Below are 12,777 nucleotides of genomic sequence, written 5' to 3'. Positions count from 1 at the left end.
AAAGGGAGAGAGAAAATGGCTGATCTAAGCTGCAAAATTGCCGGGATCGATTCACTGAACCCGTTCTGGCTGGCCTCCGCACCGCCGACCGACAAGAAATACAACGTTGTTCGTGCATTCGAAGCCGGATGGGGCGGCGTTGTCTGGAAGACACTGGGGATTGACCCGCCGGTGGTTAACGTATCGTCGCGCTATGGCGCGCATCATGACCAGAACCGCCGTTTGCTTGGTATCAACAATATCGAACTGATTTCCGACAGGCCGCTTTCGGTCAACCTTCAGGAAATCCGTGAATGCCGTAAAGAATATCCCGATCATGTGATTATCGGATCAATGATGGCCCCGATTGAAGAACGGGCATGGAAGGATTTGGCTCAGCAGATCGCCGAAAGCGGTGTGCACGGGATCGAGCTTAACCTTGGCTGCCCGCACGGCATGTGCGAACGCGGCATGGGATCGGCCATCGGGCAGGTTCCTGAAATGGTCGAACAGGTCACGCGCTGGGTCAAGGATGCGGTTGATATTCCGGTCTTTACCAAACTGACGCCAAACATCACCAACATCCTGTGGTCGGCGGAGGCCGCGTTAAAAGGCGGGGCGGATGCCGTGTCGCTGATTAACACTGTTAACTCGATCATTTCGGTCGATCTGGACAGCATGGTTCCCGAGCCGATGGTTGATGGCAAGGGGACGCATGGCGGTTACTGCGGGTCGGCCGTCAAGCCGATTGCCCTTAACATGGTCGCCGAAATTGCCCGTACGCCGGAAACCCGCGATCTGCATATTTCCGGCATCGGTGGCATTACCACATGGAAAGACGCCGTTGAATTCATGGCGCTGGGATCAAATGCGGTGCAGGTCTGCACGGCCGCGATGATCTATGGTTTCCGGGTTGTTGATGATCTGATCGACGGCATGAGCCAGTGGATGGATGACAAGGGTTACACCAGTGTCGAACAGTTCACGCGTGCGGCCGTGCCGCAGGTCGCGAATTGGAACGAGCTTAACATGAATTTCGATACCAAGGCGGTGATCAACCCCGACAATTGTATCGAATGTGGTCGTTGCCATATTGCATGCGAGGATACATCGCATCAGGCGATTGCGATGAATGTCAAGGAAGACGGGCACCGTGAGTTTGTTGTCATCGACGAGGAATGTGTTGGTTGCAACCTTTGCTATCACATCTGCCCGGTCCCTGATTGCATCACCATGGAGCCGGTCAAAACCGACAAACCTTATATGACCTGGCCGGAACATCCGCTTAACCCGATGCGGCAGGCTGCCGAGTAATCCCAAGCCGGAAGACAGACAAAAGGATATCTACATGACCGTTCAACCAAGTGTGCGTAATCTGTCGATCAATGGTGACCGGCTTTGGGACAGCCTGATGGAGATGGCAAAGATTGGCAAAACCGCCAAGGATGGCGTTTGCCGATTGGCGCTGACCGATCTGGATCGTGAAAGCCGCGATTTGTTCATCAAATGGTGCAAGGCGGAGGGATGCACGATCCGTATCGACAAGATGGGCAATATCTTTGCCCGCCGTGAAGGTCGTAATCCTGAACTGCCCCCTGTCGTTATGGGAAGCCACCTTGATAGTCAGCCGACTGGTGGAAAATATGATGGCGTTTATGGTGTGCTTTCGGGACTTGAAGTGATCCGAACGCTCAATGAAGCCAAATATGAAACCGAAGCACCGCTTGAAGTCGTTTGCTGGACCAACGAAGAAGGGTCGCGCTTTGCCCCGGCAATGGTGGCATCAGGCGTTTTTGCCAAGGTGTTCGATCTTGATTACGGCCATTCGCGCGCTGATGTCGATGGCAAGACGATGGGCGAGGAATTGAAACGCATCGGCTATCTTGGCGATGACGAAGCCACGATTGACGCCCATCCGATGGGCGCGTATTTCGAGGCCCATATCGAACAGGGCCCGATCCTTGAAGATGAAGGCAAGGATATCGGCATTGTCACCGATGCACAGGGGCAGCGCTGGTACGAAATCAAGTTCACCGGTGTTGAGGCCCATGCCGGCCCGACGCCGATGAAAACCCGCAAGGATGCATTGTTGGGGGCGTCGCGTGTGGTTGATCTGGTCAACAGGATCGGTCTGGATCGTTCCCCGTTGGCCTGTGCGACGGTTGGGATGATGCAGATTCACCCCAATTCACGCAACGTGATCCCGGGCGAGGTGTTCTTTACTGTCGATTTCCGCCATCCTGACGACGCGGTCCTGGCCGATATGGATAAGGCGCTTCGCGAAGGGGTGGAGAAAATCGCATCCGACATCGGCCTGAAAACCGAGTTGGAACAGATTTTCTATTACGCCCCGGTCCCGTTTGACAAAACCTGTGTCGATGCGGTCCGCAATGCTGTCGAAATCGGCGGATATTCGGCTCGCGAGATCGTGTCGGGTGCCGGTCATGATGCGTGCTACCTGGCGCAAGTGACCCCGACGGCGATGATCTTTATCCCGTGTGTTGATGGCATTTCACATAACGAGATTGAAGAAGTTCATAAGCATTGGTCGGATGCAGGCGGGCAGGTTTTGCTGCATGCCGTTCTGGCCAAAGCCGATGAAACGGTCATGACACAGTCGGTTTAAGCGATATCGAGAACCTCCCCTGAATACTCCAGACTGGACCGGCCCTTGTGCCGGTCTTTTTTTGTCAGTTGCTGTTGGATTTGGGCAGGTGAAGGGCGACCCATTCGGAAAGTTGTCCGTTGCTGTCGAGTTCCGTGATCAAGTCGTTGATCCGGGCGATGTGCGGAACGCACGGGCTGCTGCGCGAAAACATGAATTGAACTTCATTCACTGCCAGTGGTGGTTCAATGGCAATCACCTGTTGCTCGATACCATCAATCGCGACATTGGCCATGCCGTCATACCGCCCGAGCAACACATAGTCGACCCGCCCGTTCATCAGGATATCGAATATGCGGTTGCCGGTTGGTGAATAAATCATGTCGAGCCGATCATTGGCATACCGGTCAATGAAATCGCCGTAGCTTCCGCCTTGGGGGCGGGCACCGCTGTGACCGATCAGGCTTTCTATGTTTTGCACGGAAAATTGTCGGTCAACATGCTGAAAGACCATGACATCATCGGATGCATACGGAAGGGAATAGATGAAAGTCATCGCCCGTTCGGCCGTGGAATAGGCGCCTGCCATCACATCTATTTCACCGGCTTCTAGCATCTGGATCGACCGGTTCCACGGGATTTCAAAATGTACTTTCAGACTGATATTGTTTTCCTGCGTGTATAGACGCAGGATATCAATCGAAATGCCTTGTGCATGGCCATTGTTGTCGAAGTAAGAAATCGGTTCCCATCCTGCCGCACCACCAACGACAATCTGTTTGCAGGTATCAGATGCGGCATGGGCATGATTAGTGATTGCGGACAGGACCATGCACGTCAGAATAAGCATAGGCATGATGCCAAATCCGATCGCGTACATGAATACGCGTTGAAAATGCATGCTGGCCCCCGTTGAAAATAGATCAGTGTTTGTCGATTTCAGATTTGGGGGATGGGTATATTTTTCAACTATTCGTTAGTGTGGGGCAGGCAGCTTTGTTGCTGTGGTTGTCTTTAAGACAGCCCGACGCCTTTCAGGATGATGCGCACGACATTTTCCTTGGCCTCGGCGAATTGGGTATCCGATAGCGGGTGATCGTTGTTGAAGATTTCGATCTGACGGGCAAAGTCGGCGTAATGCTGGGTTGTGGCAAAGATCATATACATTAGCGAGTAGGGTTCGACCTTGTCCATCTTGCCTTCTGTGATCCAGCGATTGATTACCACCACGCGGCTATCAAGCCAGTTTTTGACTGTGGTTGAAATGTAGTCGGACGAGAACTTTGCACCACGGATGATTTCGTGCGCCCAGACGCGCGAACCGTGCGGGCGGGCACGCGACAAATCCATCTTGGCTTCGATATAGCCGCGCAGAATTTCGGCCGGGTCGGAACTGTTTTCAAATGTCATTGCCGCTTCAAGCCAATGATCGCAAATGTCTTCCATGATCCGTCGGTAAAGGGCTTCCTTGGTGCTGAAATAGTAATGCACATTGGCCTTGGGCACCTTGGCAATTTCGGCAATCCGCGCGGTGGTTGCGCCCTTGAAGCCGTAATCGGCAAAAACCAGCTCGGCAGCGGCAAGAATTTGCTCTTCGTTTTCCTGGCGAATGGCGGCTTTATGTGCGCCGTTTTGCCCGGATTTGACTGCACTCATCGACGTTCCCCGAAATTGCGTCATTTATCTTGACCGTTTGGTCAGGTTAAAATAATCTCTACTTTAGATACTAAAAAGCAAGTCTAAAATACGCGCCGAACCAACCAGAGATGTCCAGAATTTTGAACAACTCCGGTGAAAGATAAACAGAAATTCGGTGCCGTAAACAAAAATCAGGGTCGCTGAAATGGCATTTGGCAGTCGAAAATTCGAAACCAGTTCCCGGTGACTTTAAAGCGCTAGTGCATGGGAGATTCCCGTGCTAACGATTTTTTCCTGTGCCGCCATGCGGTGCAGTTCTGACCGCCCTGTGTGTGACATATCACGCATCCGGGGTGTGATGGATATTAAATGAAAGTCGGACATTGGTTTGGTCACGGATTTTGTCCGTCAGAACGATGTCAGGGAAGCACAAGAAAGGTACGGGAGACCTTTTTATGACAGCCACCACGAAAATCAGCCGGCCGAACGATCTTTCGGCATTCTGGATGCCGTTTACGGCAAACCGCCAGTTCAAGCAGGCCCCACGCATGCTTGTCAGTGCGGAAGGCATGTATTACCAGACCGATGACAACCGCCAGATTCTGGATGGTACTGCCGGGCTTTGGTGCTGCAACGCAGGTCACAAGCGTCCCAAGATCGTCGAGGCGGTCAAGGCACAGATGGACGAACTGGATTATGCCCCGGCATTCCAGATGGGCCATCCCAAGGCGTTCGAGCTTGCCAGCCGTCTGGCGCAGCTTATGCCGGGCGATTTGAACCATGTTTTTTATACCAATTCCGGTTCTGAATCGGTTGAAACCGCGCTTAAGATCGCGATTGCCTATCACCGGGCACGCGGGGATGGGCAGCGGACCCGTTTGATCGGTCGTGAACGCGGCTATCACGGTGTTAACTTTGGCGGTATTTCGGTTGGTGGTATTTCGGGCAACCGCAAGACCTTTGGCCAGATGCTGGGCGGGGTTGACCATATCCGTCATACCTATCTGCCTGACGAAAACGGCGTTACCCGCGGCCAGCCGGAACATGGTGCGTTTCTGGCCGATGATCTGGAACGTATTTGCGCGCTTCATGATCCGTCGACCATCGCTGCTGTGATTGTCGAACCGGTTGCTGGGTCGACCGGTGTTCTGATTCCTCCAAAAGGCTATCTGGAACGCCTGCGCGAGATTTGCACCAAGCATGGTATTCTTCTGATCTTTGATGAAGTCATTACCGGTTTTGGTCGCCTTGGTGCCCCGTTTGCCGTTGATTATTTCAGTGTTCAGCCGGATCTGGTGACAACGGCAAAGGGGCTTACCAACGGGACAATCCCGATGGGGGCTGTTTTCGCGACCGACGACATCCATGATACCTTTATGTCCGGCCCGGAAAACATGATCGAGCTGTTCCATGGTTACACCTATTCGGGCAATCCGGTTGCCTGTGCGGCGGGCCTTGCGACGCTTGAGACCTATGAAGAGGACGGCCTTTACACCAGAGGGCAGGAACTTGGTCAATATTGGGAAGATGCGGTTCACAGCCTGATTGATCTGCCGAAGGTCAAGGATATTCGTAACCTTGGCCTGATCGGCGCGATCGAGCTTGAAGGGATCGAAGGTTTCCCGACCAAGCGCGCCTTCAGCGCGTTCCTGCAGGCGTTCGAGAAGGGCATTCTGATCCGCACGACGGGCGATATCATTGCGCTTTCGCCGCCGCTGATCATTGAAAAATCACATATCGATCAGCTGTTTGGCACGCTGCGCGATGTGCTGAAAGAAATCGACTAGGGATTTTTTCCCCTGTTCCGCTGCGGACAGGGTGGGCGAAAGCCCGAAGGAGACGTTACGTTTCACGATTTTCCGGTTTGTGTCCCATCATGGGAATTGGGGACGCAAACCGGACCAAGCCACAAGATCGGCAAAAGCCGGCATATGGCACATATCAGATCAAGGAGGTATCTCGGATGTCTATGCTGAGAGGCGGACTGATTCAGATGAGCCTTAAGGGTTCAACCGAACAGTCGCCAGACGAAATTCGTCAGGCCATGATCGACGCGCATCTGCCCTATATCGAAGAGGCAGGGCGGCAGGGCGTGCAGGTTTTGTGTTTTCAGGAAGTTTTCACACAACCCTATTTCTGTCCGAGCCAGGATGCGAAATGGTACGCTGCGGCCGAAGAAATCCCGAATGGCCCGACCACGCAGTTGATGTGCGAACTGGCCAAAAAGCATAAAATGGTCATCGTCGTTCCGATCTACGAGCAGGAAATTACCGGTGTGTATTATAACGCCGCCGCCGTGATTGATGCCGACGGGACCTATCTTGGCAAGTATCGCAAAACCCATATCCCGCAGGTTGCCGGTTTCTGGGAAAAGTTTTTCTTCAAGCCCGGCGTTTCGGACTGGCCGGTGTTTGATACCCAGTATTGCAAGCTTGGCGTTTATATCTGCTATGACCGGCATTTCCCCGAAGGCTGGCGTGCACTGGCGCTTAATGGCGCTGAATATATCGTCAATCCGTCGGCAACGGTGGCCGGGCTTTCGGAACACCTGTGGAAGCTGGAACAACCCGCATCGGCAGTTGCAAACGGATGTTATATCGGTGCGATCAACCGGGTTGGCCGGGAAATGCCGTGGAACATTGGCGAGTTTTACGGCCAGAGCTATTTTGTCAATCCGCGTGGCGTGATTGAAAAGGAAGCATCGCGCGATCAGGACGAACTGATCGTGCATGACATGGATATGTCTATGGTACGTGAAGTGCGGAACACATGGCAGTTTTTCCGCGACCGTCGGCCTTCGACCTATACCCGCCTGACCGACGGCAACTGAGATTTAACGGCTAACGGAGCACTTAATCCGCTCGCCGTTTTGCTTTGACCGACATTTTATATTCCGGCGCCAAATGACCGGGCAAAAGACAAGTCGGCAAGGTTCAGGGCAACGACCCTGAGGGAGGCTTTAGAGAGACATTCGATCAGGGGATACCCCATGACGTTAAAAGCAGTCGTCAATAATGTGGCGCAAATGCCCGCATCCGCCGACGCAGTTGTTGATATTCAAAAACTGTCGTTGACTTTTCAAACCGCTGACGGGCCGGTCTATGCCCTGTCTGATGTTGATCTGAAAATCGAACGCGGCGAGTTCGTTTCCTTTATCGGCCCGTCGGGCTGCGGCAAGACCACGCTGTTACGTGTGATTGCCGATCTGGAAAAGGCCACGGGTGGCGATATTTCGATCAATGGCGTTTCCCCGCAGGAAGCGCGTGAAAATCGTGCCTATGGCTATGTGTTTCAGGCACCGGCATTGCTGCCGTGGCGCTCGATTGAACGCAATGTGACCCTGCCGCTGGAAATTATGGAAATTCCCCGCGAAGAACGCATCAAGCGGGGGCACGAGGCACTTAAACTTGTCGAACTGAACGGGTTTGAAAAGAAATTCCCGTGGCAACTTTCGGGGCGGGATGCAGCAACGTGCATCAATTGCGCGTGCGCTGAGCTTCGATGCCGATCTGCTTCTGATGGATGAGCCGTTCGGGGCGCTGGATGAGATTGTGCGCGATCATCTGAACGAACAGCTTCTGAAATTGTGGGCGCGGACCAACAAGACGGTGGCCTTTGTCACCCATTCGATCCCCGAGGCGGTTTACCTGTCGACCAAGATCGTTGTGATGTCGCCAAGGCCGGGCCGGATCATTGATGTGATCAAAACCGATTTCCCGAAGGATCGAGGCCTTGACATCCGCGAAACGCCAGAATTCTTGGAAGTCGCCCATCGTGTGCGCAAAGGGCTGCGGGCGGGGCATAGCTATGACGAGTAATGCCGCAACGATGAATGGCGCGATTGGCGGAGAATCGCTGTGGTCGCGTTTGATGTCCGGGCAGGCTGGTCCGGTGACGGTGGTGCTGATTGCGCTGTTTGTCATCTGGTATATCGGGGCGGTGTTCATGAACGCGCCGACCCAGATTGACCGCTATAACCGTGCCGGGGAAACTTGGACAACGACGCGTTTGATCGAAGATACACTAGCACAGGAACGGCCGATCCTTCCGGCCCCGCATCAGGTCGCGCAGGAAATGTATAAAACCATTTTTGCGACTGCGATCACGTCGAAACGGTCGCTGGTTTACCATACCTGGGTGACGCTTTCATCGACTCTGCTGGGGTTTGTGATCGGAACCGCACTTGGTATTCTGCTGGCGGTCGGAATTGTTCATGTGATCACACTTGAAAAAAGTCTGATGCCGTGGGTGATTTCATCCCAGACCATTCCGATCCTTGCCATCGCACCGATGATTGTCGTTGTGCTGGGTGCGATTGGCCTTAAGGGACTGGTGCCAAAGGCGATTATTTCGACCTATCTGTGTTTCTTCCCGGTGACGATCAGCATGGTCAAAGGGCTGCGGTCGCCGCAGGTGATCCAGCTTGATCTGATGTGGACCTATAATGCCTCGAAATGGCAGACCTTCTGGGCGTTGCGATTGCCATCGGCGATGCCCTATCTGTTTGCCAGTCTGAAGGTCGCGATTGCGATCAGTCTGGTGGGGGCAATTGTCGGTGAATTGCCGACGGGGGCACAGGCAGGGCTGGGCGCACGCCTTTTGGCCGGGTCCTACTACGGGCAGACGATCCAGATCTGGTCGGCATTACTGACGGCGGCCTTTGTTGCCGCGATTATGGTGGTGTTGGTCGGCTGGTGTGAACGTCGCGTTCTTGCCCGGATGGGAGTACGCGGATGACCGACGTGAAACTTGATAAATTCTGTCTGGTTGCGGCAATCGCGGCTTTGCTGGCTTTGATCTTTCCGCTGAGCGGGGTTGATCCGGAAAGCGGCAAACAGATCGCCTTTGTCAGCGACATTCCCGGTATTGCGGTGGCGATGGCACTATGCGTGATTGCCGGTGCTGCATTTACGTGGCTTGGTGTGGGGCACATTCAGTATGCGGCGATCATCCTTGCGGTGGCGGTGTTTGGCTGCTGGCAGGCGATTGAAGCACTTTATGATTATGGTATTGCCGGTCATGCTGGAACCGGGTTCTGGTTGTTTATCCTGTCGCTTTGGGCGTTTGTCTGGCGAGGGATTGATGTTGTTGCGCGCTATCGCAGCCTTGAAACTGCCAAACAGCAATCGGCCAATATTCTGGTACCAATCGCGTTTGGTGTCTGGTTGCTGTTCCTTTGGGAAGTGATCGTGGCCGGTTTTGGCGTGCCGCAGGTTTTGCTGCCTGCGCCAAGTGCCATTGGCGTTCGCTTTGTCAATTCGACCGACATTCTGGCTGCCGATTTCCATCAGACCTTCATCAAGGCCGTGATCAGCGGCTATGTGATTGGCTGCGGCAGTGCCTTTATCGTTGCGATTGCGGTCGACCGGGTGCCGTTTCTTAAACGGGGTCTTTTGCCTCTGGGCAATATGGTGTCGGCGTTACCGATCATCGGTGTGGCGCCGATCATGGTGATGTGGTTCGGGTTTGACTGGCAGTCGAAGGCGGCGGTGATTGTGATCATGACCTTCTTCCCTATGCTGGTGAATACCGTGACTGGATTGAATGCGGCAGGTGCGCTTGAGAAGGACCTGATGGCAACGTATGCGTCGGGTTACTGGTCGACCCTGTTTCGGTTGCGGCTACCGGCCGCAATGCCGTTTGTCTTTAATGCACTTAAAATCAATTCCACGCTGGCGCTGATTGGCGCCATCGTTGCCGAATTTTTCGGCACCCCGATTGTAGGCATGGGATTCCGGATATCGACAGAAGTCGGGCGGATGAATGTCGATATGGTCTGGGCGGAAATTGCATTGGCGGCCCTGGCGGGGACCGCCTTTTACGGAGCTGTGGCCTACGTCGAAAGAAAGGCGACGTCATGGCATCCGTCATTTCGGGTACGTCGCCATTAAAGGCATCAAAAGACGGCCCGTCGGGAGGACTTGACAATAACCTGAGGAGACATCGACGAATGAAGAAAATATTTGCGACTGCGTTAGGGTTAAGTGTCGGTATGGCATCGTTTTCGGCGATGGCAGCGGACGAAGTCACCCTGCAGCTTAAATGGGTAACCCAGGCACAGTTCGCCGGTTACTATGTGGCGCAGGACAAGGGGTTCTATGAAGAAGCCGGTCTTGACGTCACGATCAATCCGGGCGGCCCGGACATTGCCCCGCCACAGGTTATTGCCGGTGGTGGTGCCGATGTGATCGTCGACTGGATGCCATCCGCACTGGCGTCGCGAGAAAAGGGTGTTGCATTGGTCAACATTGCGCAGCCCTTTGCCAAGTCAGGCATGATGCTGACCTGCCTTAAGGAGACCGGTGTTGAAAGCCCGGATGATTTCCCGGGTCGTACGCTTGGCGTCTGGTTCTTTGGCAACGAATATCCTTTCCTGAGCTGGATGTCGAAGCTTGGCATTCCGACCGATGGCGGTGAAAAAGGCGTTACGGTTCTTAAGCAGGGCTTCAACGTTGATCCGCTGTTGCAAAAGCAGGCCGATTGCATTTCAACAATGACCTATAACGAATACTGGCAGGTCATTGATGCCGGTATCACCGAAGATCAGTTGAACGTCTTCAAATACGAAGATCAGGGTGTCGCGACGCTTGAAGACGGCCTTTATGTTCTTGAAGACAATCTGAAGGACGAGGCATTTGTCGAGAAGATGGGCCGCTTCGTTGCTGCGAGCATGAAAGGCTGGCAGTGGGCAAAGGAAAACCCGGAAGACGCCGCAATGATCGTTCTGGATAACGACGCAACCGGTGCCCAGACAGAAAAGCATCAGATCCGCATGATGCAGGAAATTGCCAAGCTGCTGGATGACGACGGAAAGCTTGACGAAGCGGCCTATCAGCGCACCGTTGATAGCCTTCTGTCGGGCGGTTCCGACCCGGTTATCACCAAAAAGCCGGAGGGTGCCTGGACCCACGCCGTTACCGACAAGGCGTCGATGTAACGATCCGATCCTGTCACCCGGCAGGTGTAACTGACCTGCCGGGTGACAAGCCATCTTATGAAACTGAAAACGGGCAGGGATGCCGGGGCTTTCCCGCAACTTTCCGGGCCTTACGATAGACTGACAGACAAGGAGCCACCCATGTCCATGGTTATTCGTGGCGGAACAATCGTTACCGCCGATCTGACATATAAATCCGATATACTGATTGAAGGTGGCAAGATTGCCGCGATCGGTCAGAACCTGACCGGGGACAAGGTTGTTGATGCCGACGGCTGCTATGTCATGCCCGGCGGGATTGACCCGCATACCCATCTTGAAATGCCCTTTATGGGCACCTATTCCGAAGACGATTTTGAAAGCGGCACCAAGGCCGCAGTTGCCGGTGGCACAACGATGGTTGTCGATTTCTGTCTGCCGGCACCCAATCAGTCGCTGCTTGAAGCACTTCAGGCGTGGGATAACAAATCGACCAAGGCGGTTTGCGATTATTCTTTCCACATGGCGATCACATGGTGGGGCGAGCAGGTCTTTGACGAGATGAAAATCGTTGTCGAGGAAAAGGGCATCAACACCTTCAAGCATTTCATGGCCTATAAGGGGGCCTTGATGGTCGATGATGATGAAATGTTTGCATCCTTCTCTCGCTGTTCGGAACTCGGCGCGATGCCGCTGGTTCATGCCGAAAACGGCGATGTGGTCGCGACACTTCAGCAACGTTTGCTTGATGCTGGTAATAACGGGCCCGAAGCGCACGCCTATTCCCGGCCTGTCGATGTCGAGGGCGAGGCGTGTAACCGCGCGATCATGATTGCAGATATGGCCAATGTGCCGCTTTATATCGTGCATGTGTCCTGCGAACCGGCGCACGAAGCCATCCGCCGTGCGCGTGCCAATGGCAAGCGCGTGTTTGGTGAGCCGCTGATTCAGCATCTGATTCTGGATGAAAGTGAATATGCCAACGCGGACTGGGATCACGCGGCCCGTCGCGTCATGTCGCCACCTTTCCGCAGCAAACTGCATCAGGACGGTCTTTGGAACGGTCTGGCATCGGGCAGCTTGCAGGTTGTTGCGACCGACCATTGTGCTTTCACGACAAAGCAGAAACGCATGGGCGTTGGTGATTTTACCAAAATCCCGAACGGCACCGGCGGTCTTGAAGATCGCATGCCGTTGCTGTGGACCTATGGGGTCAATACCGGTCGTTTGACGATGAACGAATTCGTTGCCGTGACCTCGACCAATATCGCCAAAATCCTGAACGTCTATCCGCGCAAGGGCGCGATTCTTGTTGGGGCGGATGCGGACCTTGTGGTCTGGGACCCGAAGGCATCGAAAACCATCACCGCCGAACATCAGCAATCGGCAATTGATTACAACGTGTTCGAAGGCCATGAAGTCACCGGTCTGCCGCGCTACACCATCAGCCGCGGCCGGATTGCCGCTGAAGAAGGCATCGTGATTGGCAAATGCGGTGATGGTGAATTCGTGCGGCGGGATGCTTATCCAGCAGTGAACAAGGCGCTTTCGAAATGGAAAGAGCTGACGTCTCCGCGTAAAGTAGAGCGTAGCGGCATTCCTGCCGGCGTGTGATTTATCCTCATTCAAATAAAATCAG

Annotated in this window: 10 protein-coding genes and 1 pseudogene; 9 read left to right on the top strand and 2 right to left on the bottom strand. The window is 54.0% G+C overall.

Annotated elements, in window-relative coordinates:
• Positions 1-15 precede the first annotated feature (15 nt).
• Positions 16-1,293: an NAD-dependent dihydropyrimidine dehydrogenase subunit PreA gene (preA, locus tag IT971_RS13860; protein ID WP_063094646.1), complete on the top strand. Its 1,278-nt coding sequence runs from the start codon at positions 16-18 to the stop codon at positions 1,291-1,293.
• A gap of 34 nt (positions 1,294-1,327) precedes the next feature.
• Entirely contained in the window at positions 1,328-2,605 is a 1,278-nt protein-coding gene (locus tag IT971_RS13855) for a Zn-dependent hydrolase (RefSeq protein WP_037988642.1), read from the top strand.
• A 64-nt stretch (positions 2,606-2,669) separates the two neighbouring features.
• Here IT971_RS13855 and IT971_RS13850 read toward each other — a convergent pair whose 3' ends face one another.
• Positions 2,670-3,440, bottom strand: a complete 771-nt coding sequence (locus IT971_RS13850; RefSeq protein ID WP_223305165.1) for an ABC transporter substrate-binding protein — start codon at positions 3,438-3,440, stop codon at positions 2,670-2,672.
• 158 nt (positions 3,441-3,598) lie between these two features.
• The gene (locus IT971_RS13845) at positions 3,599-4,240 is read right to left on the bottom strand and encodes a TetR/AcrR family transcriptional regulator (protein WP_037988647.1); all 642 of its coding nucleotides are present in this window, start codon (positions 4,238-4,240) and stop codon (positions 3,599-3,601) included.
• 437 nt (positions 4,241-4,677) lie between these two features.
• Here IT971_RS13845 and IT971_RS13840 point away from each other — a divergent pair, with 437 nt between their 5' ends.
• From IT971_RS13840 to hydA, 7 genes and pseudogenes are all read left to right on the top strand, one after another.
• A complete protein-coding gene (locus IT971_RS13840) occupies positions 4,678-6,009 on the top strand; it encodes an aspartate aminotransferase family protein (protein ID WP_063094650.1) in 1,332 nt (443 codons plus the stop codon).
• 176 nt (positions 6,010-6,185) lie between these two features.
• Complete coding sequence (locus tag IT971_RS13835) at positions 6,186-7,052, top strand: nitrilase-related carbon-nitrogen hydrolase (RefSeq protein ID WP_063094652.1); 867 nt, start codon at positions 6,186-6,188, stop codon at positions 7,050-7,052.
• Between the two features lie 195 nt (positions 7,053-7,247).
• A pseudogene (locus IT971_RS13830) lies at positions 7,248-8,040 on the top strand (ABC transporter ATP-binding protein).
• Entirely contained in the window at positions 8,030-8,959 is a 930-nt protein-coding gene (locus tag IT971_RS13825) for an ABC transporter permease (protein ID WP_063094654.1), read from the top strand. Before IT971_RS13830 ends, IT971_RS13825 begins: the two are co-directional and overlap by 11 nt.
• Positions 8,956-10,113: an ABC transporter permease gene (locus IT971_RS13820; RefSeq protein WP_063094656.1), complete on the top strand. Its 1,158-nt coding sequence runs from the start codon at positions 8,956-8,958 to the stop codon at positions 10,111-10,113. Before IT971_RS13825 ends, IT971_RS13820 begins: the two co-directional genes overlap by 4 nt.
• A gap of 59 nt (positions 10,114-10,172) precedes the next feature.
• Complete coding sequence (locus IT971_RS13815) at positions 10,173-11,159, top strand: ABC transporter substrate-binding protein (RefSeq protein WP_063094658.1); 987 nt, start codon at positions 10,173-10,175, stop codon at positions 11,157-11,159.
• A 141-nt stretch (positions 11,160-11,300) separates the two neighbouring features.
• Positions 11,301-12,752, top strand: a complete 1,452-nt coding sequence (gene hydA, locus IT971_RS13810) for a dihydropyrimidinase (protein ID WP_063094660.1) — start codon at positions 11,301-11,303, stop codon at positions 12,750-12,752.
• The last annotated feature ends 25 nt before the right edge of the window (positions 12,753-12,777 follow it).

This window comes from Thalassospira sp. B30-1 (assembly GCF_015767575.1).
Classification (GTDB): Bacteria; Pseudomonadota; Alphaproteobacteria; order Rhodospirillales; family Thalassospiraceae; genus Thalassospira; species Thalassospira xiamenensis.
This window is presented reverse-complemented; position numbering and strand designations above follow the sequence as displayed.

What these genes read in the sequence shown, in the direction of transcription:
- preA (WP_063094646.1), top strand. Translation starts at nt 16, where the DNA reads ATGGCTGATCTAAGCTGCAAAATTGCCGGGATCGATTCACTGAACCCG.
- IT971_RS13855 (WP_037988642.1), top strand. Translation starts at nt 1,328, where the DNA reads ATGACCGTTCAACCAAGTGTGCGTAATCTGTCGATCAATGGTGACCGG.
- IT971_RS13850 (WP_223305165.1), bottom strand. Translation starts at nt 3,440, where the DNA reads ATGCCTATGCTTATTCTGACGTGCATGGTCCTGTCCGCAATCACTAAT.
- IT971_RS13845 (WP_037988647.1), bottom strand. Translation starts at nt 4,240, where the DNA reads ATGAGTGCAGTCAAATCCGGGCAAAACGGCGCACATAAAGCCGCCATT.
- IT971_RS13840 (WP_063094650.1), top strand. Translation starts at nt 4,678, where the DNA reads ATGACAGCCACCACGAAAATCAGCCGGCCGAACGATCTTTCGGCATTC.
- IT971_RS13835 (WP_063094652.1), top strand. Translation starts at nt 6,186, where the DNA reads ATGTCTATGCTGAGAGGCGGACTGATTCAGATGAGCCTTAAGGGTTCA.
- IT971_RS13825 (WP_063094654.1), top strand. Translation starts at nt 8,030, where the DNA reads ATGACGAGTAATGCCGCAACGATGAATGGCGCGATTGGCGGAGAATCG.
- IT971_RS13820 (WP_063094656.1), top strand. Translation starts at nt 8,956, where the DNA reads ATGACCGACGTGAAACTTGATAAATTCTGTCTGGTTGCGGCAATCGCG.
- IT971_RS13815 (WP_063094658.1), top strand. Translation starts at nt 10,173, where the DNA reads ATGAAGAAAATATTTGCGACTGCGTTAGGGTTAAGTGTCGGTATGGCA.
- hydA (WP_063094660.1), top strand. Translation starts at nt 11,301, where the DNA reads ATGTCCATGGTTATTCGTGGCGGAACAATCGTTACCGCCGATCTGACA.